Genomic DNA, 23,505 nt, shown 5'->3' with positions numbered 1-23,505 from the left:
GCGGGAACGACCGATGACCTGGACCATCAAGACGAGACTGCTGGGCTGCCTGGCGGCCCTGGGCGTGGGCATGGCGGCGATCGGCCTGGCCGGCTTCGTGGCCAACAACGTCGCCAACCAGCGCATGCAGTCGGTGATCAGCGACCGCGTCGAGCCGATGCAGCAGCTCAAAGCCGTCAGCGACATGTACGCCGTCAACATCGTCGACAGCGCCCACAAGGCGCGCTCCGGCGAGCTGTCGATGGACAAGGCGCTGGAGCACGTCCAGGCCGCCAAGTCGACGATCACCCAGAACTGGCAGGCCTACGCCGCCACCGACATGACCGACGAGGAGAAGGTGCTGGCCGACAAGGTCACCGCCGCCCTGCCGGCCGCTGACGCCTCGGTCGATACGCTGGAAGGCCTGCTCAAGGCGCATGACGCCGCCGGCCTGCAGGGCTTCGTCGACGGCAAGCTCTATCCCGGCATCGACCCGGTCACCGCCAATGTCGGGGCGCTGGTCGACCTGCAGACCCGCGTGGCGCACGAGGACGGCGCGGCGGCCAAGGCCGCCGGCAACATCGCCACCGCCGTCATGGGCGCGATCGCCCTGATCGCCGCCGGCCTGATGGCCTTCGCCACCAACGTGGTGATCGGCAAGGTCTCGGCGCCGCTGCAAGCCATGACCGCCGCCATGCTGCGCCTGGCCGGCGGCGACAACGCCGTCGCCATCCCCGCCGTGGGCCGCAAGGACGAGCTGGGCCAGATGGCCGGGGCCGTCCAGGTGTTCAAGGACAACGCCATCGCCAAGCTGGCCGCCGACGCCGCGGCCGCCGAGGCCAAGGCCCGCTCGGAAGCCGAGCGCCAGGCCATCGCCGCCAAGGCCATCGCCGAGCAGCAGGAACTGGTCGTCCAGTCGTTCGGCGTCGGCCTGGACCGCCTGGCCGGCGGCGATCTGACCTATCGCGTCAATGACGACCTACCGGTCGAGTACGAGACGCTGCGCGCCAACTTCAACGCCGCCCTGACCCGCCTGCAGGACACCATGACGGTGATCATCGGCAATGCCGACGGCATCCGCGCCGGCAGCCGCGAGATCACCAACGCCTCCGACGACATGGCCAAGCGCACCGAACAGCAGGCGGCCGGCCTGGAAGAGACCGCCGCGGCGCTGGAAGAGATCACCGCCACCGTCAAGCGCACCGCCGAGGGCGCCAAGGAAGCCCGTCGCGTGGTCGGCGCGGCCAAGACCGACGCCGAGACCGGCGGCCAGGTCGTCGCCGACGCTGTCGCGGCCATGGGCGAGATCGAGAAGTCCTCGGCCCAGATCGGCAACATCATCGGGGTGATCGACGAGATCGCCTTCCAGACCAATCTGCTGGCTCTGAACGCCGGGGTCGAAGCCGCCCGCGCTGGCGAGGCTGGCCGTGGTTTCGCGGTCGTCGCTCAAGAGGTGCGGGCCCTGGCCCAGCGCTCGGCCGACGCCGCCAAGGAAATCAAGGCCCTGATCACCGCCTCGACCGATCAGGTGGACGCGGGCGTGGATCTGGTCGGCAAGACCGGCGAGGCCCTGGCGCGCATCGTCGCCCAGGTCGGCCAGATCAACGGCGTCGTCGCCGAGATCGCCGCCTCGGCCCAGGAGCAGGCCACCGGCCTGGAGCAGGTCAATGTCGCCGTCACCCAGATGGACCAGGCCACCCAGCAGAACGCCGCCATGGTCGAGCAGAGCACGGCCGCCAGCCACGCCCTGTCACGCGAGGCCGACAACCTCACCCAGCTGATGGGCCAGTTCAGCGTCGGCCAGACCGCTCGCGCGACGGGCCGCCGCGCCGCCTAGAACCAGCCGGCCGCGCGTAACGCCTTGGCGTAGGCGCGGCTGACCGGGGCCTCGACACCGCCCTTGAGCTGCAGGGTCGCCCGGCCGTCGCCGCGCTGGGCGCCCTCGACCGCGTCCTTGGCCACCCACCACGAGCGGTGGGTCTGGGCCCCCTCGATGCCCTCGAGTTCCGCGACCGCGTCGGACAGCCGCATCAGGATCAGGTCCTGGCCGCGCGAGGTGTGCAGGCGCAGATAGTGGTCTTCGGCCTCGACGGCGTAGAGTTCGGCGCCACGCAGCTTGGCCGGCAGGCGATCGATGAAGCGGGGCGCGGGGGCGCCCACTGGCGCGGCGTGGGTCGCCATCGGCTCGCGCTGGACCAGGAAGTTCAGGCCCGTCATCGCCACGGTCACGATCAGCACCGGGACCAGGTAGAACGGCAGGGCCCCCGGCCGCAGGTGGCCGTAGAACACGTGCTCGCTGACCAGCCAGACCACCACGGTGAAGGGCAGGGTGACGCCGACCACGGTCAGGCCGCCATAGAGCCAGGGCCGGGCATCTGCGCGACCGTCGCGGCCGATGACCTGGCTGACCGCCGTGCCGACGATCGCGCCCGCCACGCACAGCCCCACCCAATAGGCCAGGCGGATCCCGATCGGCAGGCTGCCGGTGCCGAAGCCGCCCAGCAGCGCCAGGAACGTGCCGGCCACGGCCGAGACCGCGAAGCCGCGCAGGGCCTCCTTGCTGGTCATGGTCGTTCGCGAAGCGTGAATGGCGTCCCCCAGCCGTTCACGAAACGAGGCCGGCGACTGGCGCAACGACGATTGAGACACGGACCCGCCCACTCCACTGAAGGTTCTCGACGGCGAGGCGATCGGACGCCCCGCCCGGACCGGGAGTGAAGGACAATGGCCGCGCACGGCAAGACAATTTCGCAGGGCAACCCCTGGGTGCCGCTCCGCACCGGCCTGATCGCCGCCGGCGTGGCCAGTGTGATCGTCGCGACCATCTCGCCGAAGTTCAGCGGCTATGTCGCCCACTTCCAGCCGCACGCTCCGGACTTCGCGCGCATCGCCGAGGCGCCGCTGGTCATCCGCGTCCACCTGTTCGCGGCCCTGACCGCCTTGGCCATCGGCACGGTGCTGATGATGCGGGTGAAGGGCACGACCCTGCACAAGCTGCTGGGCTGGACCTGGGTGATCGCCATGGGGACGACGGCGGTCAGCTCGCTGTTCATCCGCACCATCAATCCCGGCCACTTCAGCTTCATCCACCTGCTGTCGGGCTGGACCATCGTCGGCCTGCCCGGCGCGGTCTACGCGATCAAGCGCGGCAAGGTCGGCATCCACCGCCGGGCCATGACCGGCATGTTCGTCGGCGGCCTGCTGCTGGCGGGCCTGTTCACTCTCATCCCCGGCCGCCTGCTCTGGACCGTGTTCTTCGGCTGACCCCTCCCTTCGAAAGGATCCCACCATGTTCAAGACCCTGACTCTCGCAGCTCTCCTGCTGGCCTCGGCCGCCCACGCCCAGGACGCCGACCTGACCCTGACCTTCCCCGCCCTGGCCTCGAAGTCGGGCAAGGTGATGATCGCTGTCTATGACAGCGCCCAGGGCTGGAGCTCCGGCAAGCCGGCCCGCATCGCCCAGGCCAACGCCGCCGACGCCGAGCCCTCGGCCAAGATCGTCGCCCTGCCGCCGGGGACCTATGCGGTCCGCGCGTTCCAGGACGTCGACGGCGACGGCAAGATGGGGACCAACCCCTTCGGCATGCCGGTCGAGCCCTACGGCTTCTCCAACGACGCCAAGCCGAACATGGGCCCGCCCAGCTTCGACGCCGCCGCCTTCGCGGTGAAGGCCGGCGCGGCCGCCCAAGCCATCCACCTGCACTAGGGAGCGGAAGCGATGAACCGGCGTGACATCCTGCGCGGCGCGGCCCTGCTGGGCGGCGCCAGCCTGCTGACCCCCGAAGCCGTCTGGGCCGCGGCGGCCAATGACTGGGCCCTGGGCCTGGCTGACGTCGAGGCCGACATCGCGCCGACCGGCCTGACCCGTCTGCACGGCAAGGCGCCGGCCGACCTCAGCGGGACCCTGTTCCGCAACGGTCCCGCCAAGTTCCGGCGTCCGGGAGGCTCGGTCGGCCACTGGTTCGACGGCGATGGCATGGTCCGCAAGTTCCAGATCGCCGGCGGCCAGGCGCGGATGTCCGCCCGCTTCGTCGACACGGTGAAGCGCCGCAACGACACCGCCGCCAACGCCGCCATCACCCCTGGCTTCGGCACCCTGCCGGGCAAGGGTTCGGTGATCACCGGCCCCGACGACGCCAACGCCGCCAACACCTCGGTGATGATGGCCGGCGGCGAGTTGTGGGCCCTGTGGGAGAGCGGCTCGGCCACGGCGCTGGACCCCGTCAGCCTGGAGACCAAGGGCTTCAAGACCCTGCGGCCGGACCTGAAGGGCATGCCGTTCTCGGCCCATCCGCGCGTCCAGCCGGACGGCGTGGTGTGGAACATCGGCCTGGGCGGCAAGCAGGCGGTGATCTGGAAGCTGGCCCCCGACGGCGCGCTCCAGAAGGCCGAGATGATCACTCTGCCGCGCGCCAGCTACATGCATGACTTCACCGCCACGGCCCGCCATCTGATCCTGGTGCTGCAGCCCTGGGTGCAGGATCACTTCGCCGTGCCGGTCACCGCCTCCATGACCTGGAAGCCGGAACTGGGGACCCAGGTGCTGGTGCTGGACAAGGACGACCTCAGCAAGCGCCGGGTGTTCGAATTGCCGGCGTTCTTCTTCTTCCACCTGGGCGACGCCTGGGAGGAAAGCGACGGCACGATCCGCTTCGACGCCTGTGTCGACCAGGACCCGTCCGGCACGGCCGCCAACGGCGGGGCGATCCTGCGCGGCGAGCAACTGCGCGCGGCCCCGCCGCGCCGGGCGCTGATCACCTTGCGCGCGGACGGTCGCGGCGAGATCGCCAAGGAGGCCGTCAGCGCCGAGTTTCCGCGTGGCGACGCCCGCTTCGCCGGCCTGGGTCGTCGCTATTCCGTCCACGTCACCAATGAGCGACCCGACCGTCCGCTGTTCCAGGGCGTGGCCGTCCGCGACTGGAAGAAGGACCGCGACCAGGTGTTCGACTTCGGTTCGCGTCATCTCGTCGAGGAGGTGGTGTTCGTCCCGCGTCCGGGGTCTTCAGCGGAGCTGGACGGCTGGCTGGTCGGCACGACCGTCAATCTCGACGCCAAGGCCACCGAGCTGCACGTGTTCGACGCGCGCCTTGTGCAGCAAGGCCCCGTGGTCTCCTGGCGGGCGCCGGTGGCGCTGCCGGTGACCTTCCACGGCGTGTTCGTCTAACGAGGGTCACTTGCCAGGCCCGCCGCGATGCGCCTATCCGAGGACGGAGCGCAACCACGGCGGACCTCCCACTCCATGACCGCAGCCAAGACTCGCGTCAGCGGGCGGGGCCGACCGTCCAAGGCCAAGGGCCTGGATCTGAAGGAAACCATCCTCGACGCCGCCGAGGGGCTGTTCGCCCGTCACGGCTTCCATGGGGTGACGACGCGCCAGGTGGCGGCCGAGGCCGGCGTCGATACGGCGCTGATCCACTACTACTTCGGGGCCAAGCGCGAACTGTTCGACGCGGTGTTCGTGCGTCGGGCCGAGATTCTGAACCAAGCCCGCGAGGCGTCGATGAACGCCTATGTCGCCGCGCACGATGCCTCGTCCATGACGGTGGAAGGCGTGATCGAGGCCTTCATCGATCCGCTGCTGCGCATCTCGCAAGACGGCGGGCCGGGCTGGAAGAGCTACTTCGCCCTGGTCGCCCAGGTGAACAACACGCCGGCCTGGGGCGGCGAGACGATGGCCCGGTTCTTCGATCCGGTGGTCCATCAGCTGGTCGAGACCCTGAAGACCGTCCGTCCCCAGGCCGAGTACCGCGACCTCTACTGGTGCTACCAGTTCCTGACCGGATCGATGATGCTGTCGCTGTCCGAGACCGGACGGATCGACAGTCTGTCGGAGGGCGAGTGCCACTCGTCCGACCTGGAAGCGGTCCGCCAGCGATTGTTCTCGTACTGCGCGGCGGGCTTCGAGGCGGTGATCGCCAAGCACGCCATGGCCTAGTCTCTCTTCCTGACCATCCGCCCACCGCTCTTTTTCATCACTTGATGAAAAAGTTCTGGCGCTCGCCGCCGGTTCGGGTGATGGTGCTTGCAATTCGCTGTTCGATGAAATGGCGAACCCCGAGCACGCGTCCGCACAAGACGGATCCGGCTCGGACGGGCGGAACGCAAGGGAGGGGAATCCCCATGACTTCGATGTGGAAGGCCGCGCTGCTGGCTGGCGCGGCGTGGAGCACGATCGCGAGCGTCGCGTCGGCGCAAGACGCTCCGACGACCAACACCAACGTCTCGGTCGACGAGGTGGTCGTCACCGCCCGTCGTCGCGAGGAAAACCTCAAGGACGTGCCGGTGGCCGTCTCGGCGTTCTCGGCCGAGAAGCTGGAACGCTCGGGCGGCACGGACATCACCGTCCTGTCCCAGACCACCCCCAACATCACGGTGCAGACCGCCCGGGGCTCGAACTCGACCCTGATCAGCTATATCCGCGGCGTCGGCCAGCAGGATCCGCTGTGGGGCTACGAGCCCGGCGTCGGCCTCTATGTCGACGACGTCTACATCTACCGCCCGCAGGGCGCGGTGCTGGACATCTTCGACGTCGAGCGCATCGAAGTGCTGCGCGGCCCGCAGGGCACGCTGTACGGCCGCAACACCATCGGCGGCGCCATCAAGTACGTGACCAAGAAGCTGGGCGACGAAGCCGGCGCCAAGGTCCGCGCCACCTATGGCAGCTACAACCAGACCGACGTGATGGTCTCGGGCCAGACGCCGGTCGGCGGCGGCCTGTCGGTGGGCGGCGCCTACGCCATCTACAAGCGCGATGGCTACGGCACGAACCTGACCACGGGCGCCGAGCACTACGACAAGGACGTCCAGGCCTATCGCCTGAGCGCCGAGTACAAGCCCACCGACGACCTGTTCTTCCGCCTGGCCTATGACAAGGTCACCGACAAATCGAACCCGCGTCACGGCCACCGCGAGACCCTGCCGACGGTCGGCAACTATCCGATCCTGGGCGTCTATGACACCCAAGCCGGCCTGGGCGACAAGAACCGCGTCGAGACCGAGGGCCTGTCGCTGACCGGCCAGTGGGACGCGACCCAGAACCTGACGTTCAAGTCGATCACCGCCAACCGCAAGGGCCACACCCAGACCCTGATCGACTTCGACGGCACCCCGCTGCCGACGCTGGACGTGCCGGCCACCTATGACGACCGGTCGTTCTCGCAGGAACTGCAGGCGGTCTATTCGGACGAGAACGTCCAGGGCGTCTTCGGCCTGTACTACATGAACAGCCAGGCCTCGGGCGAGTTCGACACCATCGCCGGTAACCTGGGCGTCTCGATCGCCGACGGCGGCAAGGTCAACACCCAGAGCTTCGCGGCGTTCTTCGACTTCAGCGCCAACCTGACCGACCGCCTGAAGGTCTCGCTGGGCGCCCGCGCCACCCGCGACCACAAGCGCGCCAACGTGTTCCGCTTCTTCTACCTGGGCGCCACGCCGTCGCCGTATCAGGGCGGCGCCAACCGTCCGATCCTGCAGGTGCGCACCAACTACGACGCCGCTCGCACCTTCGAGCAGTTCACCCCGCGCATCTCGGTCTCGTACGAGCTCTCCGACGACCTGAACACCTACGCCTCGTTCTCGAAGGGCTACAAGTCGGGCGGCTGGGACATGCGCGGCGACGCGTTCATCACCCCGCAGACGACGCAGGGCTACCTGCCGGAAGTCGTGAAGACCTACGAGGCCGGCCTGAAGGGCTACGCCCTGGACCGTCGCGTGTCGTTCTCGTCGGCGATCTTCCTGTCGAAGTACACGAACCAGCAGGTCACGACCCAGGTCGTGGTGCCCTCGGGCATCGCCAGCTCGGTCGACAACGCCGGCGCCTCGACCCTGTACGGCGCCGAGTTCGAAGCCACCGCCAAGTTCAGCCAGTATCTGACCGGCAATGTCGCCCTGGGCTACATCCACGCCAAGTACGACACCTTCAGCCGCTTCGTGCCGGCTGGCGCGCCCAACCCGCTGAACCCATCGACGACCCTGGCCACCGGCCAGGTGATCAACGTCGCCGACCTTTACGGCTTCCAGAACACGCCGGAATTCACGGGCAATGTCAGCCTGACCTGGCGTGCGGACCTGGCGGGCGGCGACATCGCCATCACCCCGATGGTCAGCTACCGCGACAAGTACCAACAGTTCGAACAGCCGCTGCCGGCCCTGGACCAGAAGGCCTTCACCCTGGTGGACCTGACGGCGATCTGGACCGCTCCGGGCGGCAAGTACAAGCTGGCCTTCACGGGCAAGAACCTGACCAACGAGAAGTACCGCACCGGCGGCTACAACTTCGCGGGGGCCACCTACAACAACTCGGTGATCGGCTTCTACGGTCCGCCGCGCACCTTCGCCGGCTCGATCGAGGTGGCGTTCTAATTATCTAGGCGAAAACGCTGGGGCGGGACTTGCTGCAACAAGTCCCGCCCTTTCTTTATGTAGGCAGTGGCGTAACGGGGGCGGGCGATGAGCGAGCAGCAGACGGCGACGAAGACCCAAGGGTCCGGTTATCGCTACGTGGTCCTGGCGATGCTGATCCTCGCCTACACCTTCAACTTCCTGGACCGGCAGATCCTCGGCATCCTCGCCAAGCCGATCAAGGACGAGTTCGGCCTGACCGACGCCCAGTTCGGCCTGATGGGCGGCCTGGCCTTCGCCCTGCTCTACACCACCCTGGCCATCCCGATCGCCTGGCTGGCCGACCGCTTCAGCCGCGTCTGGATCATGACCGCCGCCCTGACCCTGTGGAGCGGCTTCACCGCCCTGTGCGGCGTGGTCGGCAGCTTCTCTCATCTCTTTTTGGCGCGCATGGGCGTGGGCATTGGCGAGGCGGGCGGCGTGGCTCCGGCCTATTCGCTGATCTCGGACTATTTTCCCAAGCACCAGCGAGCGCGGGCGCTCGCGGCCTACGCCTTCGGCATCCCGCTGGGCACGGCGGCCGGCACGCTCGTGGGCGGCCTCTTGGCCGTGCACTACGGCTGGCGGACGGCCTTCATCGTCGTCGGCGCGCTGGGCGTGGTGCTGGCCCCGATCTTCCGCCTGGTGGTCCGCGACCCGCCGCGTGGCGGCGCCGACCGCGCGCCTGACGCGCCGCCGGTCGCCCCGGCGCCGGCCGCGCCAGTGGGCGAGGTGGCCCGCCTGCTGGCGGCCAAGCCCAGCTTCTGGCTGCTGGCCCTGGGCGCGGCCTCATCCTCGGTCTGCGGCTATGGCGTCGCGGCCTGGCTGCCGTCGTTCTTCATGCGCAGCCTGGGCCTGACCCTCTCCCAGACCGCCTGGTACTATTCGGGCATCGCCTTCCTGGGCGGCGTGGTCGGCATCTGGATGGGCGGGGTCATGGCCGACCGCCTGGGGGCCAACTCCAAGGCCGGCTATCCGCTGACCCCGGCCGTGGCCTTCCTGATCTCGGTGCCGTGCTTCCTGCTGGCCATGAACAGCGGATCGCTGGTCGGCGGGCTGGGTGGGACCGCGTCCCTGGCCCTGGCCTTCGTGATCTTCCTGGTCCCCACCGGCCTGAACCTGGCCTGGCTGGGTCCCATCACGGCGGCCGTCCAGCACCTGGCCCCCGCGCCGATGCGGACCACGGCCTCGGCCCTGTTCCTGCTGATCAACAACCTCTTGGGCATCGCCGTCGGGGTCTATTATTTCGGGGCCATGGCCGACTTCCTGAAGCCGACCTTCGGCGCGGAATCCCTGCGCTGGGCGATCTATACCGGCATGGGCTTCTACCTGCTGGCGGCCCTGCTGTTTTTCCTGGCTTCGCGTCGCCTGGACCGGGATTGGGTAGAGTAGGGCGCGCCAACTCGCCGCACCCCAATCACACGCAGGTATAGCGCCACGGTTCGGTCAATTTCGGGTATCAAAGGGCGCGAAACCAGAGCGCCCGAATGACACCCGAAGACCGCCACATCTTTCACGATCCCTCCGGCAAGCGCGAGCGTCGCGCCAAGCTGGTCCTCGGCATTGTCATTTCACTGGTCGCGGCGATCGTGGCCGGTTTCGTCGCCACCCTGGCCTTCGCCCCGCGCCTGCCCGACGCGCCGCTGAAGGATCCGCACATCCTGACGTCGCTGCACCAGGACACGCCGCGCAAGACCAAGGTCGTGAAGTCCTGGCGCCGGGTGCCGCGCCCCAAGGCCGCGCCCAACGACGCCGCCGCTCACCCGCTCTCGGTCGGCTTCTACGTCGCCTGGGATGAGGACAGCCGCGAGAGCCTGCGCCGCAACATCGACAAGCTGGACGTGGTCTCGCCCCAGTGGGTGGCGATCAACGGCGCCAAGGGTGACATCAGCCTGGTCGACGATCCGGAAGGCGTGGCGCGCATCGCCAACGCCCCCAACAAGCCGGCCGTGCTGCCGCTGGTCCACAACTCGGCCAACGCCGCCTTCAACGGCCCGCTGGCCGACACCCTGCTGACCGACCCGGCCGCCCGCGCCAAGCTGATCAACAACCTGAAGGTCCTGGCCGACCAGCACGGCTATGGCGGCTATGTCTTCGACTTCGAGAACCTTTCGGCCAAGGGCCTCAACGCCTATCCGCTGTTCCTGAACGAGGCCCGCGCCGCCCTGTCGGGGACCGGCCGCGAGGTCTGGGTCACCGCCCCGTTCGACGAGGAAGGCTGGCCGCTGAAGCGCCTGGAGCAGGCCTCCGACACCCTGGTGCTGATGGCCTATGACGAGCACTACGCCCTGGGCGATCCTGGCCCCAACGCCGGCCAGGACTGGTACGAGACCGAGCTGGAAAAGCGCTTCGCCAAGCAGCTGGATCCCAACCACACCGTGCTGGCCCTGGGCGCCTACGGCTACGACTGGACGCTGAACAAGGACGGCAGCCGCTCGTCGGGCGCACCGGCCACCTTCCACGAGGCCATGCGTAACGCCCAGGATGCCGGGGCGACGATCCGCATGGACGACAACGCCTTAAACCCGACCTATCAGTACACCGACGACAATGGCGACGAGCACGTCGTCTGGTTCCTGGACGCGGTCACCCTGTTCAACCAGATCAAGGTCTCCGACCCGTGGAAGCCGCGCGGCTACGGCCTGTGGCGGATGGGCATGGAGGATCCGGGCGTCTGGTCGCTGCTGGGCAAGCCCTACGGCCAGGCCCCGGCCGGCGGCCTCACCACGCTGGCCAACGGGCAGGGCGTCGACTTCGACGGCGGCGGCGAGGTGCTGCGCGTGGCCCAGCTGCCGACGCCGGGCAAGCGCTCGCTGGAGTTCGATCCCGACACCGGCCTGGTCTCGGGCGAGAGCTACGACGTCATCCCCAGCAACTATGTGATCGAGCGCTACGGCCAGAAGAAGGGCCTGGTGGCCCTGACCTTCGACGACGGTCCCGACGGCCGCTGGACGCCGAAGATCCTCGACATCCTCAAGAAAAAGAACGCGCCCGCGACCTTCTTCGTGATCGGCCAGAACATGCAGCGCCGCCCCGACCTGGTGCAGCGCGAGGTGGACGAGGGCCACAATGTCGGCGGCCACAGCTGGACCCACCCCAATATCGGCGAGACGCCGCTGCCGCAGGTGCAGGTCGAGCTGAACGCCACCCAGCGCCTGTTCGAGGTGATCACCGGCCGTTCGATGCGCCTGTTCCGGCCGCCGTTCTTCGGCGACGCCGAGCCCTCGACCCCGCACGAGGTGGCTCCGCTCGTGATCGCCCAGACCCTGGGTTACATGACCGTCGGCCTGCGCATCGACCCGGACGACTGGCAGAAGCCGACCCCGCAGCAGATCATCGACCGCACGCTGGATCGCCTGGACAACCCCGGCAACCGGCCGGGCCAGGTGGTGCTGTTGCACGACGCCGGCGGCGACCGTAGCCGCACGGTGGCGGCCCTGCCGGAGCTGATCGACCAGATCCGCGCGCGGGGCTATCGCTTGGTCACCATCGGCGAGCTGGCCGGCATGACCCCGCAGCAGGTGATGCCGCCGACCTCGCGTACGGCCGCCGACCTGTTCCTGGACCGCCTGGGCTTCGACTTCTTCCGCTGGGCCCAGACGGCCATGGTGGCGCTGTTCATCACGGCGATCTTCCTGGGCGTCGCGCGCCTGGTGTTCCTGGCCAGCCTGGCCCTGGTCCACCGCTTCTGGACGCATGAGGAGCCCGCCGATCTCGACAGCGAGAACGGTCCGCTGGTTTCCGTGCTGATCCCCTGCTTCAACGAGGAGAAGGTCATCGCCGCCTCGGTGGCGCGGATCCTGGAGAGCGACTGGAAGAACCTTGAGGTCCTGGTCCTGGACGACGGCTCCAAGGATCGTACCGCGCAGGAGGTCCGCGACCACTTCGCCGATGACCCGCGCGTGACGCTGCTGAGCTTCGAGAACGGCGGCAAGGCGCGGGCGGTCAATCGCGGCCTGGCCGTGGCCAAGGGCGACTATGTCGTGGCCCTGGACGCCGACACCCTGTTCCCGCCCGAGACCATCGGGCGCCTCGCCCGCTGGTTCCAGGACGAGGACGTCGGCGCCGTGGCCGGCAACGCCATCGTCGGCAACCGGGTCAATATCGTCACCCGCTGGCAGGCCCTGGAATATGTCACCGCCCAGAACCTGGAGCGCCGGGCGCTGTCGGCCCTGGGCGCGGTGACCGTGGTGCCGGGCGCCGTCGGCGCGTGGCGCAAGAGCGTGCTCGACGCCCTGGGCGGCTATCCGGCCGACACCCTGGCCGAGGACCAAGACCTGACCATCGCCTGCCAGCGCGCCGGCTGGAAGGTGGCCTTCGACCCCGAGGCCCGCGCCTATACCGAAGCCCCGGACACGGTCGGCGGCCTGCTGAAGCAGCGCTTCCGCTGGTCGTTCGGCACGCTGCAGTGCGTGTGGAAGCACCGCAAGGCGATGTTCAGCGCCAAGACGCCGGTGCTGGGCTTCGTGGCCCTGCCGCAGATCTGGCTGTTCCAGATCATCCTGGCCGTGGCCGCGCCGCTGGTCGACCTGGCGGTGGTCTGGAGTCTGATCGCCGGCCTCTATGGCGCGGTGGCCCACCCGGTGGAGTGGCGTCCCGACGACATGCTGCTGGGCCTGGTCTACTGGGCGGTGTTCATCGCGGTGGACCTCTCGGCCGGCGCCCTGGGCATGGCCCTGGAGAAGCGCGCACCGTGGGCGGACCTGCCGTTCCTGCCCGTGCAGCGGTTCGGTTATCGCCAGCTGATGTACTACGTCGTGGTCAAGTCGGTGGTCATGGCCATCCGCGGCGGCCGGGTCGGCTGGGGCAAGCTGGAGCGGCGCGGGTCGGTGTCCGTGGGCAAGAGCGGCTAGGCTTGCCACGGTCGCGCCGGTAGGGCCAATCTCCGGCCCTGTTTTCAGGGGGAGCGACCATATGCGGGCGATGATCACGGCGGCGATGCTGCTGGCGGCGAATGGGGCCTGGGCGGCCGACGGCCATCCGATCCTGCAGGTCCAGGTCGGGCCTCAGATCCAGGGCCAGGTCTCGGGCCGTCTGCTGGTCTTCGCCCAGCCCCTGGCTGCGGCCAAGGAAGCCGCCAAGGGCGGCGAGATCGAGAGCGTCGAGGCCGATCCGTTCTCGGGCGAAGGCCAGGTCGCGGCGCGCGAGGTCGGCACGATCAAGGCCGGCGCGAGCGTCGACATCGACCTGGACGGCATCGCCGCGCCCAAGCTCTTCTCGCAGCTGCCGCCAGGCCAGTACGCCGTGCAGGCCGTGCTCGATCAGAACCACAGCTACAACTACAACGGCCGGGGCGGCGGCGACCTGATCAGCCCGGTCACCACCGTGACCCTGCCGCTGGCCGCCGGGACCAGGCTGGTCCTCGACAAGGTCGAGCCGGCCTATGACCCGTTCAAACTGCCGGCCGACGCGCCCAAGGAGGCCGTGGCCCGCCTGGCGGCCGCCAAGCCGCATATCGCGCCGATCAATTTCGTCAGCCCGTCGCTCAGCGGCTTCTTCGGTCGGTCGATCGCCATGAAGGGCTGGGTCCTGACCCCGCCCGGCTACGAGGCCGGCAAGGACCGCTATCCGACGGCGTACTACACCCACGGCTTCGGCGGCTCGAACGAGTACCTCGTGAGCCAGGCGACCCGGATGTACGACCTGATGGCCAAGGGCGAAGCCCCGCCGATGATCTGGGTCTATCTGGACGAGAGCAGCGCCACCGGGACCCACGAGTTCGCCGACAGCCTCAACAACGGTCCCTGGGGCAAGGCCCTGACCGAGGAGCTGATCCCGGACCTGGAAAAGCACTGGCGCATGGACGCCAAGGTCGGCGGTCGCTTCCTCAACGGCCACTCGTCGGGCGGCTGGGCCACCCTGTGGCTTCAGACCCGCTATCCCAAGGTGTTCGGCGGCACCTGGTCGACCTCGCCCGACCCCAGCGACTTCCATGACTTCACGGGCGTCGATCTCTACGCCCCCAACGCCAACGTCTACTACAAGCCCGACGGCTCGCTGCGCCCCATCGCCCGCGACCACGACAAGGTCCTGGCCAGCCTGAAGGACATGGTCGCGCTGGAAGAGGTGCTGGGTGAGTACGGCGGCCAGTTCGGCTCGTTCGACTGGGTGTTCTCGCCGCGCGGTCCCGCCGGCCGGCCCGTGCCGATGTTCGACCGGGCGACCGGCGCGGTCGATCCGGCCGTGGTCGCCTACTGGAGCCAGCACTACGACATCGCCGCGCGCCTCAAGGCCAACTGGCCGGCCCTGAAGCCGGACCTGGACGGCAAGGTCCGCCTGATCGTCGGCACGGCCGACACCTTCTATCTGGATGGCGCGGCCCACAAGCTGGAGGCGGTAATGAAGGGCCTCGGGGCCAAGACCGACTTCCGCTACCTGAAGGACAAGACCCACGGCGATCTCTACGCCGTCGGCGACGACCGCCAGGCTCTGATGAAGACGATCGCCTGGGAGATGTACGCGGTGGCCCGTCCGGGCTCGAAGCCACCCGCGCCGATCCCGACCGCGCTGAGAGGTTGAGATAACGCCGATCTGTGGCAAGCTCCGCCGGGTCGCCTAGCCGACGCTCGGGGGAGCTTGCCATGAAGATCATCGCCATCGCCGTTTCGTTCGCCGTCGCCCTGGCGGCTGTCGCTCCGGCCCAGGCCGCGCCGCTGGCCGGGACCGAGAAGATCAAGCTGTCGGGCAAGAAGGGCCCCAGCCTGTTCCGCCCCGGCTTCCAACTGGGCGAGTACGACGGCAACGCCACGGTCAAGAGCAGCAAGAGCTCGGTCACCGGCGTCTTCGAAGGCGGCAAGGCCAGCGTCGAGATGACGGTCAACGGTCCGGGCCTGGGTCCGGTCGAAGTGGCCTGCGGCGGCGGCCAGAGCCGGCTGGGCCTGGGCTGGATCACCTTCGACCGCGACAAGCTGCAGTTCTTCTGCACGCTCACGGGGCCGGGCGCTGGCTCTGATGCGAGCTTCGCCCTGGCCAGTTCCAAGGGCGGCGGGCTACTGAAGAACCTGCAGCAGCCGCAGCGCGCGGCCGAGCTGCGCTTCGGCAACCTCAACATCCGGGCCCGCACCGAGCAGGTCGGCGGCATGCCGATCGGCGGCGGAGCCACGATCGGCTACGTCTTCAGCCGCGACGGCGTCGACATCGGCGGCGTGGACCTGGCCGCCATGCAGCCGACCGCCTACCTGCCGCCCAAGGGCTCCAAGGACCGTGACGCGGTCGCGGTGCTGTCGCTGATCCTGATCTTCTTCAAGGATCCCGGTCGCCAGCGCTGACCTTTGCGTCAACGGCATAGGCGATTTCTGACACCGGTAGACAGCGGTTCAGTCGCCCAAAAGGTGTGACCGGTAACAGTTGGGCGCGGTCAAGGGCTTCCCGTGCCCGGAGCGTGCAGATGCCCGGTCCGGGTGTCTTGTTGGACAAGATAACGGCGCAAGGCCTCACCTTATCGTCTTCGCGCGGTTGCGCCTGCGAAATAGCGCTCCTATAACCCGGCCACATTTCAGAAAGCCGTCGTCGAGACCGGGCCCTCATGAACATCCACGAACATCAAGCCAAAGCCGTACTCGCCGAGTTCGGCGCTCCCGTGCCGCGCGGCTTCGCCGCCTACACGCCCGCCGAAGCCGCGGAAGCCGCCGAGAAGCTCGGCACGCCCGTCTTCGTCGTGAAGAGCCAGATCCACGCCGGTGGCCGTGGCAAGGGCAAGTTCGAGGGCCTGGGCCCCGACGCCAAGGGCGGCGTCCGCGTCGTCAAGTCGGTCGAGGAAGTCCGCACCAACGCCGAGGAAATGCTCGGCCGCGTGCTGGTGACCCACCAGACGGGCCCCAAGGGCAAGCAGGTCAACCGCCTCTACATCGAAGAAGGCGCGGCGATCGCCAAGGAATTCTACCTGTCGCTGCTGGTCGACCGCGCTTCGAGCAAGGTCTCGGTGGTCGCTTCGACCGAAGGCGGCATGGACATCGAAGAGGTCGCCCACGCGACCCCGGAGAAGATCCACACCTTCACCATCGACCCGGCGACCGGCGTGTGGCCGACCCACGCGCGCGCCCTGGCCAACGCTCTCGGCCTGACCGGCGGTCTCGCCAAGGAAGCCGCCACGCTGCTGACGCAGCTCTATACGGCGTTCATGGCCAAGGACATGGCCATGCTGGAGATCAACCCGCTGATCGTGACGGCGGATGATCACCTGCGCGTCCTCGACGCCAAGCTGTCGTTCGACGGCAACAGCCTGTTCCGTCACCCGGACATCAAGGCGCTGCGCGACGAGAGCGAAGAAGACCCCAAGGAAATCGAAGCCTCGAAGTACGACCTGGCCTATATCGCCCTCGACGGCGAAATCGGCTGCATGGTCAACGGCGCTGGCCTGGCCATGGCCACCATGGACATTATCAAGCTGTACGGCGCCGAGCCGGCCAACTTCCTGGATGTCGGCGGCGGCGCCTCGAAGGAGAAGGTCACCGCGGCCTTCAAGATCATCACCGCCGATCCGGCCGTGAAGGGCATCCTGGTCAACATCTTCGGCGGCATCATGCGCTGCGACATCATCGCGGAAGGCGTCATCGCCGCCGTGAAGGAAGTCGGTCTCCAGGTTCCGCTGGTCGTCCGTCTGGAAGGCACCAACGTCGAACTCGGCAAGAAAATCATCTCGGAAAGCGGCCTGAACGTCATCGCCGCCAACGATCTGTCTGACGGCGCCGAGAAGATCGTCGCCGCTGTGAAGGGCGCCCGCTAAATGTCGGTTCTGATCGGTTCGCAAACCAAGGTCATCTGCCAGGGCATCACCGGCGCTCAAGGCACCTTCCACTCGGAACAGGCCATCGCCTACGGCACCAAGATGGTCGGCGGCGTCACCCCGGGTAAGGGCGGCCAGACCCACATCGGCCTGCCGGTGTTCAACACCGTCGCCGAAGCCAAGGACCGCACCGGCGCCGACGCCTCGGTGATCTACGTCCCGCCGCCCTTCGCGGCCGACTCGATCCTGGAAGCCATCGACGCCGAGATTCCGCTGATCATCTGCATCACCGAAGGCATTCCGGTGCTGGACATGGTCAAGGTGAAGAAGGCTCTGGCCGGTTCGCGTTCGCGCCTGATCGGCCCGAACTGCCCGGGCGTCCTGACGCCCAACCAGTGCAAGATCGGCATCATGCCGGGCGGCATCTTCTCGGAAGGCTCGGTCGGCGTCGTGTCGCGTTCGGGCACCCTGACCTATGAAGCCGTGTTCCAGACGACCAACGCTGGCCTGGGCCAGACGACGGCCGTCGGCATCGGCGGCGACCCGGTCAAGGGCACCGAGTTCATCGACGTGCTCGAACTCTTCCTGGCCGACGAAGCCACCAAGTCGATCGTCATGATCGGTGAAATCGGCGGCTCGGCCGAAGAAGAAGCGGCCCAGTTCCTGAAGGACGAAGCCAAGCGCGGTCGCAAGAAGCCCATGGTCGGCTTCATCGCCGGTCGCACGGCTCCTCCCGGTCGTCACATGGGCCACGCCGGCGCCATCGTGTCGGGCGGCAAGGGCGGCGCCGAGGACAAGATCGCGGCGATGGAAGAGGCGGGCATCCGCGTCTCGCCGTCGCCGGCCAAGCTGGGCGAGACCCTGCTGGAAGTCCTGAAGGGCTAACTAGATACCGAAACCCCGCCCCGCGCGGGGCCCAGGTTTTTTGCGACCGCCAGTCGACGATCCGAAAAAATCACCTGGGCCCCGCCAAGCGGCGGGCGCTCGGGTGATTGAGAGACTATATTTACGGGCAGTGCGGTAGCGCTCCCGTAGAGCACCGGATCCGAAGGCACAGAACGATGGCGGACGACGCAGGCATCATCAACCAGGTCTTGACCGAGACCAGCTTCCTCTACGGCGCCAACGCGGCGTTCGTGGAAGACCTCTACGCCCAGTGGGCGGAGAACCCTGGATCGGTCGAACCCTCGTGGAACGCCTTCTTCGCCAGCCTCGCCGAGCAGGCCGACCAGGTTAAGCGCGCCGCGCAGGACCCGGCCTGGACGCCGAAGAAGGTGCCGTCGGTTCGCCCCGACTGGCTGTCGGCCCTGGATGGCCAGTGGGCCAGCGTCGCCCCCGCCGTCGAAGCCAAGATCAGCAAGGCCGTCGAGGGCAAGGCCCCCGGCGCTTCGGCCGAAGCCGTCCGCGCCGCCACGCTGGACAGCCTGCGCGCCATCATGATGATCCGGGCCTACCGGATGCGCGGTCACCTGGCCGCCAATCTCGACCCGCTGGGCCTGGAGCCGCCGAAGGCCGCTCCGGAACTGGATCCGGCCACCTACGGCTTCTCGGAAGCCGACTACGACCGCCCGATCTTCCTGGACTTCGTGCTGGGCATGGAGACCTCGACGATCCGCGAGATCCTGTCGATCCTGCGCCGCACCTACGCCGGCAATGTCGGCGTGCAGTACATGCACATCTCGGACCCGAACGAGAAGGCCTGGCTGCAGGAGCGCATCGAGGGCCGCGACAAGGAAATCACCTTCTCCAAGGAGGGCAAGGTCGCCATCCTGAAGAAGCTGATCGAGACCGAAGGCTTCGAGAAGTTCCTGCACAAGCGCTTCCCCGGCACCAAGCGCTTCGGCCTGGACGGCGGTGAATCCATGGTCCCGGCCATGGAGCAGATCATCAAGCGCGGCGGCGCGCTGGGCGTGAAGGACATCGTCCTGGGCATGCCGCACCGTGGCCGCCTGAACGTGCTGGCCGCCGTGATGGGCAAGCCCTACCACGTGATCTTCCACGAGTTCCAAGGCGGCTCGTCGGTCCCCTCGGACGTCGAGGGCTCGGGCGACGTGAAGTACCACATGGGCGCCTCGTCGGACCGTGAGTTCGACGACAACAAGGTCCACCTGTCGCTGACGGCCAACCCGTCGCACCTGGAAATCGTCAACCCGGTCGTGATCGGCAAGGCCCGCGCCAAGCAGGCCTTCACCCTGCGCGAACAGCCGGACGCCGGCCGTGGCCACGTGCTGCCGCTGCTGCTGCACGGCGACGCCGCCTTCGCCGGCCAGGGCGTGGTGGCCGAGTGCTTCACCCTGTCGGGCCTGAAGGGCTACCGCACGGGCGGCACCATCCACTTCATCGTCAACAACCAGATCGGCTTCACGACCAGCCCGCGCTACTCGCGCAGCTCGCCGTACCCCAGCGACATGGCGCTGATGGTCGAAGCCCCGATCTTCCACGTGAACGGCGACGATCCGGAAGCCGTCGTCTTCGCGGCCAAGGTCTCGACCGAGTACCGCCAGAAGTTCGGCAAGGACGTGGTCATCGACATGGTCTGCTATCGCCGCTTCGGTCACAACGAAGGCGATGATCCGACCATGACGTCGCCGATCATGTACGCCAAGATCAAGGGTCACCCGCCGACCCGCGAGCTCTACGCCAACCGCCTGATCGGCGAGGGCGTGATCACCCAGGAAGAGTCCGACGCCTGGGTCGGCGAGTTCGAGAAGTTCCTCGACGTCGAGTTCGACGCCGGCAAGAGCTACAAGGCCAACAAGGCCGACTGGCTGGACGGCAAGTGGAAGGGCCTGGCCCTGCCGGGCGACGAAGAGCGTCGCGGCAAGACCGCTTTCCCCAAGACCCGCCTGCTGGAAATCGGCCGTCAGATCACCACGGTTCCGGACCGCATCAACGCCCACAAGACCGTCAAGCGCGCGATCGACAACCGCCGCGACGCGATCGAGAAGGGCGAGGGCATCGACTGGGGCCTGGGCGAGCACCTGGCCTTCGCGACCCTGCTCGACGAGGGCTTCCCGGTCCGCCTGTCGGGCCAGGACTCGGTGCGCGGCACCTTCACCCAGCGCCACTCGGACGTCATCGACCAGACGACCGAAGAGCACTACACGCCGCTGAACAACATCCGCCCCGGCCAGGCCCACTATGAAGTGATCGACTCGGCCCTGTCGGAAGAGGCGGTGCTGGGCTTCGAATACGGCTTCTCGCTGGCCGACCCGAACACCCTGACCCTGTGGGAAGGCCAGTTCGGCGACTTCGTGAACGGCGCCCAGGTGGTGATCGACCAGTTCATCAGCTCGGGCGAGCGCAAGTGGCTGCGGATGAGCGGCCTGGTGATGTTGCTGCCGCACGGCTACGAAGGCCAGGGCCCCGAGCACAGCTCGGCGCGCCTCGAGCGCTTCCTGCAGTCGTGCGCGGAAGACAACATGCAGGTCGTCAACTGCACGACGCCGGCGAACTACTTCCACGCCCTGCGTCGCCAGATGAACCGCGAGTTCCGCAAGCCACTGATCGTGATGGCCCCCAAGAGCCTGCTGCGCCACAAGCGCGCCGTCTCGAACATCGCCGACTTCGCCGAAGGCTCGACCTTCCACCGCGTGATGGTGGACGGCGCCGAGGCCGGTTGCGACGTGGGCGGCATCACGCTGAAGAGCGACGATCAGATCAAGCGCGTCATCATCTGCTCGGGCAAGGTCTACTTCGACCTGGTCGACGCTCGCGCCAAGAACGGCCGCGACGACGTCTATCTGCTGCGTCTGGAGCAGTTCTATCCGTGGCCGATGAAGTCGCTGATGAACGTGCTCGGACGGTTCAAGAACGCCGACCTGGTCTGGTGCCAGGAAGAGCCGAAGAACATGGGCGGCTGGACCTTCGTCGATCCGTGGCTCGAGCTGACGCTCGACAAGCTGGACATCAAGGCCAAGCGCGCCCGCTATGTGGGTCGTCCGGCCTCGGCGTCCACCGCCGCGGGCCTGATGAGCCGCCACCTGAAAGAGCTCGAGACCTTCCTCAACGAGGCCTTCGCGTAAGCGTCGCGCCCTCGTTCTAGACATCCGCCGGACCAAACAAGAGAGACCTGGAAAGCCCCATGGCCGACATCAACACCCCCGCCCTCGGCGAATCCGTCACCGAAGCGACGGTCGCCCGTTGGACCAAGAAGGTCGGGGAGGCCGTGAAGAAGGACGAGATCCTCGTCGAGCTGGAAACCGACAAGGTTTCGCTGGAAGTGGCCTCGCCCGCTGACGGCGTGCTGTCGGCCATCGGCGCCGAAGAAGGCGCGACCGTGGTTCCGGGCACGATCCTGGGCGTGGTGACCGAAGGCGGCGCCGCGACCGCTGCTCCGGCCGCGCCGAAGGCCGCTGAAGCGCCGAAGCCGGCTCCGGCTCCCGCCGCCGCCCCGGCGCCCGCGCCGGCCCCGGTCGCCGCCGCTGCTCCGACCGCCGCGCCGGTCAGCCCGGCTCCGGCCCGCATCGCCGCCGAGAACAACCTCGACCTGTCGAAGGTCGCGGGCACCGGCAAGGACGGTCGCGTGACCAAGGGCGACGCTCTCGCCGCCCTGGAAGCCCGCTCGGCCGCCCCGGCTCCGGCCGCCGCGCCGGCCGCGCCGCGTCCGATCCACGAGCGCGAAGAGCGCGTGAAGATGACGCGCCTGCGTCAGACGATCGCCCGTCGCCTGAAGGAAGCCCAGAACACGGCCGCCATGCTGACGACCTTCAACGAGGTCGACATGACGGCGGTCATGGCCCTGCGCGCCCAGTACAAGGACGTGTTCGAGAAGCGCCACGGCGTGAAGCTGGGCTTCATGTCGTTCTTCACCAAGGCCGTCGTGGCCGCGCTGAAGGCGATCCCGGACGTCAACGCCGAGATCGACGGCACCGACATCGTCTACAAGAACCATTACGACGTCGGCGTCGCCGTCGGCACCGACAAGGGCCTGGTGGTTCCGGTCGTCCGTGACGCCGACACGCTGAACCTGGCCGAGATCGAAAAGGCTATCGGCGCTCTGGGCAAGAAGGCCCGCGACGGCCAGCTGTCCATCGAGGACATGCAGGGCGGCACCTTCACGATCACCAACGGCGGCATCTACGGCTCGCTGATGTCGACCCCGATCCTGAACGCGCCGCAGTCGGGCATCCTGGGCATGCACGCGATCAAGGAACGCGCCATGGTCGTCAACGGCAAGATCGAGATCCGCCCGATGATGTACCTGGCCCTGTCCTACGACCACCGCGTCGTCGACGGCGCCGGCGCCGTGACCTTCCTGGTCAAGGTCAAGGAAGCCCTGGAAGACCCGCAGCGCCTGCTGCTGGACCTCTAAGAGACCCTTCTAAGAACCAACGAGAAGCCCGCCCTCACCGGCGGGCTTCTTCGCTTCTGGAGCCGGTGATGGCCAAGGACACCCTCTACCTGCTGGCGATGGGCTTCGACAAAGAAGGCCAGCAGCGCTTCTGCCCCGACTGCGCGATGATGGAAGGCTACCTCGCCGCCTTCCCGCGGTTGCGCGACGTGCTCGACATCGTCCGCGTCGACTACCCCCGCCCGCGCCCGGCCCTGGTCGAGCGCCTCGGCGAAGAGCACCAGAACGCCCCGACCCTGATCCTGGCCGAAGTCTCCGCGGACGCCGGCCCACACGGCGAGATCCAGTCGGCCAACGGCCTGAGCTTCCTCAGCGACGCCCGCCCGATCACCCGCTGGCTGGCGGCGAAATACGGACTGCCGGCGCCGCTCTAGCGGCTGGCCCGCAGCACCGCTTCCCCCAGCGCCGCGTAGTCGCCGTTGAAGTGGTGGCCGCCGGGGAGGCGGACCTTGGCGACCTCCGTGGAGGGCAGGTCGGGGCAGACGTCGTGCCGTTCCTTGTCGCCGTAGACGCAGGTGATCTTCGGACCGTTCAGCGCGGCGATGGCCGGGACGACGGGGAAGGAATCGTGGCTGGCCCGGTTCAGCCAGCTGGCCGGGTGGAACCGTAGGTCGCCGTGCGGGACGGTCCCGATCAGCACCACGTGGCCGATCTCGGCGCGCAGGTCTTCCGGAAGGCGCGGGATGATGGCCGGCAGGGCGGCCGCGCCGAACGAGTAGCCGATTAGCACCACCTTCGAACGGCCCCACTGGCGGCCGTAGTCGCGCAGGTCGGCGGCGAGGTCGTCGGCCACGGCCTGCGGCGAGCGCTTGGCGCTGAAATAGGCCAGCGAATTGATGCCGACGGTCGGCACGCCGTCGGCGGCCAGGCGCTTGGCCACCTTCTGGTCCAGGGGACCCCAGCCGCCGTCGCCGGAATAGAACACCGCCAGGCTGTCGCTGGCCCGGTCGCTCGGGGTCACGACCACCGTCTTGGCCGACACGGGCGCGGCGAGCGTCAGGGCGAGGGCGAAGAGGGCGGCGGCGAAGGGAACGCGGGTGGTCATGGTCTCAAAACTCGGGGCCTGGCC

At 68.2% G+C, this 23,505-nt stretch carries 16 protein-coding genes and 2 pseudogenes; 16 read left to right on the top strand and 2 right to left on the bottom strand.

The features are described 5' to 3' along the window. Positions 1-13 precede the first annotated feature (13 nt). Both AC07NI_RS11695 and AC07NI_RS11690 read left to right on the top strand, forming a co-directional pair. Positions 14-970: pseudogene (locus AC07NI_RS11695) on the top strand (Tar ligand binding domain-containing protein); the annotation flags it as partial. 189 nt (positions 971-1,159) lie between these two features. Continuing rightward, positions 1,160-1,807, top strand: a pseudogene (locus AC07NI_RS11690) (methyl-accepting chemotaxis protein); the annotation flags it as partial. Between the two features lie 5 nt (positions 1,808-1,812). On the opposite strand, the gene AC07NI_RS11685 reads toward AC07NI_RS11690, so the two are convergent. Beyond that, positions 1,813-2,640, bottom strand: coding sequence for a LytTR family DNA-binding domain-containing protein (locus AC07NI_RS11685; protein WP_494618970.1), 828 nt, complete (start codon positions 2,638-2,640; stop codon positions 1,813-1,815). A gap of 63 nt (positions 2,641-2,703) precedes the next feature. Between AC07NI_RS11685 and AC07NI_RS11680 the strand changes: the two genes are divergently transcribed. From AC07NI_RS11680 to AC07NI_RS11615, 14 genes are all read left to right on the top strand, one after another. Continuing rightward, positions 2,704-3,243 carry a DUF2306 domain-containing protein gene (locus tag AC07NI_RS11680; protein ID WP_494618969.1) on the top strand — a complete coding sequence of 180 codons (540 nt, stop codon included), beginning with the start codon at positions 2,704-2,706 and terminating at the stop codon, positions 3,241-3,243. A gap of 25 nt (positions 3,244-3,268) precedes the next feature. Beyond that, positions 3,269-3,685 (top strand): DUF2141 domain-containing protein, encoded by a 417-nt coding sequence (locus AC07NI_RS11675; RefSeq protein ID WP_494618968.1) that lies wholly within the window; start codon positions 3,269-3,271, stop codon positions 3,683-3,685. 12 nt (positions 3,686-3,697) lie between these two features. Next, positions 3,698-5,143 (top strand): carotenoid oxygenase family protein, encoded by a 1,446-nt coding sequence (locus AC07NI_RS11670; protein WP_494618967.1) that lies wholly within the window; start codon positions 3,698-3,700, stop codon positions 5,141-5,143. A 75-nt stretch (positions 5,144-5,218) separates the two neighbouring features. After that, positions 5,219-5,914, top strand: a complete 696-nt coding sequence (locus AC07NI_RS11665; RefSeq protein WP_494618966.1) for a TetR/AcrR family transcriptional regulator — start codon at positions 5,219-5,221, stop codon at positions 5,912-5,914. A gap of 185 nt (positions 5,915-6,099) precedes the next feature. Next, positions 6,100-8,340, top strand: a complete 2,241-nt coding sequence (locus AC07NI_RS11660; protein WP_494618965.1) for a TonB-dependent receptor — start codon at positions 6,100-6,102, stop codon at positions 8,338-8,340. An 87-nt stretch (positions 8,341-8,427) separates the two neighbouring features. Further along, complete coding sequence (locus AC07NI_RS11655) at positions 8,428-9,750, top strand: spinster family MFS transporter (RefSeq protein WP_494618964.1); 1,323 nt, start codon at positions 8,428-8,430, stop codon at positions 9,748-9,750. A gap of 95 nt (positions 9,751-9,845) precedes the next feature. Beyond that, positions 9,846-13,211, top strand: coding sequence for a glycosyltransferase (locus tag AC07NI_RS11650; protein ID WP_494618963.1), 3,366 nt, complete (start codon positions 9,846-9,848; stop codon positions 13,209-13,211). A gap of 61 nt (positions 13,212-13,272) precedes the next feature. Beyond that, on the top strand, positions 13,273-14,877 hold the full coding sequence (locus AC07NI_RS11645; protein ID WP_494618962.1) for an alpha/beta hydrolase: 1,605 nt from the start codon (positions 13,273-13,275) through the stop codon (positions 14,875-14,877). A 62-nt stretch (positions 14,878-14,939) separates the two neighbouring features. Further along, positions 14,940-15,626 carry a hypothetical protein gene (locus tag AC07NI_RS11640; RefSeq protein ID WP_494618961.1) on the top strand — a complete coding sequence of 229 codons (687 nt, stop codon included), beginning with the start codon at positions 14,940-14,942 and terminating at the stop codon, positions 15,624-15,626. 257 nt (positions 15,627-15,883) lie between these two features. Beyond that, positions 15,884-17,083, top strand: coding sequence for an ADP-forming succinate--CoA ligase subunit beta (gene sucC / locus AC07NI_RS11635; RefSeq protein WP_494618960.1), 1,200 nt, complete (start codon positions 15,884-15,886; stop codon positions 17,081-17,083). Beyond that, on the top strand, positions 17,084-17,968 hold the full coding sequence (gene sucD, locus AC07NI_RS11630; RefSeq protein WP_172270134.1) for a succinate--CoA ligase subunit alpha: 885 nt from the start codon (positions 17,084-17,086) through the stop codon (positions 17,966-17,968). It abuts the gene before it with no gap. Positions 17,969-18,144: 176 nt separating this feature from the next. After that, positions 18,145-21,108, top strand: coding sequence for a 2-oxoglutarate dehydrogenase E1 component (locus AC07NI_RS11625; RefSeq protein WP_494618959.1), 2,964 nt, complete (start codon positions 18,145-18,147; stop codon positions 21,106-21,108). A gap of 59 nt (positions 21,109-21,167) precedes the next feature. After that, a complete protein-coding gene (gene odhB, locus AC07NI_RS11620) occupies positions 21,168-22,397 on the top strand; it encodes a 2-oxoglutarate dehydrogenase complex dihydrolipoyllysine-residue succinyltransferase (RefSeq protein WP_494618958.1) in 1,230 nt (409 codons plus the stop codon). Between the two features lie 68 nt (positions 22,398-22,465). Next, on the top strand, positions 22,466-22,810 hold the full coding sequence (locus AC07NI_RS11615; RefSeq protein WP_494618957.1) for a DUF3088 family protein: 345 nt from the start codon (positions 22,466-22,468) through the stop codon (positions 22,808-22,810). On the opposite strand, the gene AC07NI_RS11610 is transcribed toward AC07NI_RS11615, so the two are convergent. Then, positions 22,807-23,481, bottom strand: coding sequence for an AcvB/VirJ family lysyl-phosphatidylglycerol hydrolase (locus tag AC07NI_RS11610; RefSeq protein WP_494618956.1), 675 nt, complete (start codon positions 23,479-23,481; stop codon positions 22,807-22,809). The two genes, AC07NI_RS11615 and AC07NI_RS11610, sit on opposite strands and share 4 nt — an antisense overlap. Between the last annotated feature and the right edge of the window lie 24 nt (positions 23,482-23,505).

The sequence above is a fragment of the Caulobacter sp. GW821-FHT10E02 genome, from assembly GCF_059415225.1.
Note: the sequence above shows the minus strand (reverse complement) of the source record. Positions and strands in the feature narration are given on the sequence as shown.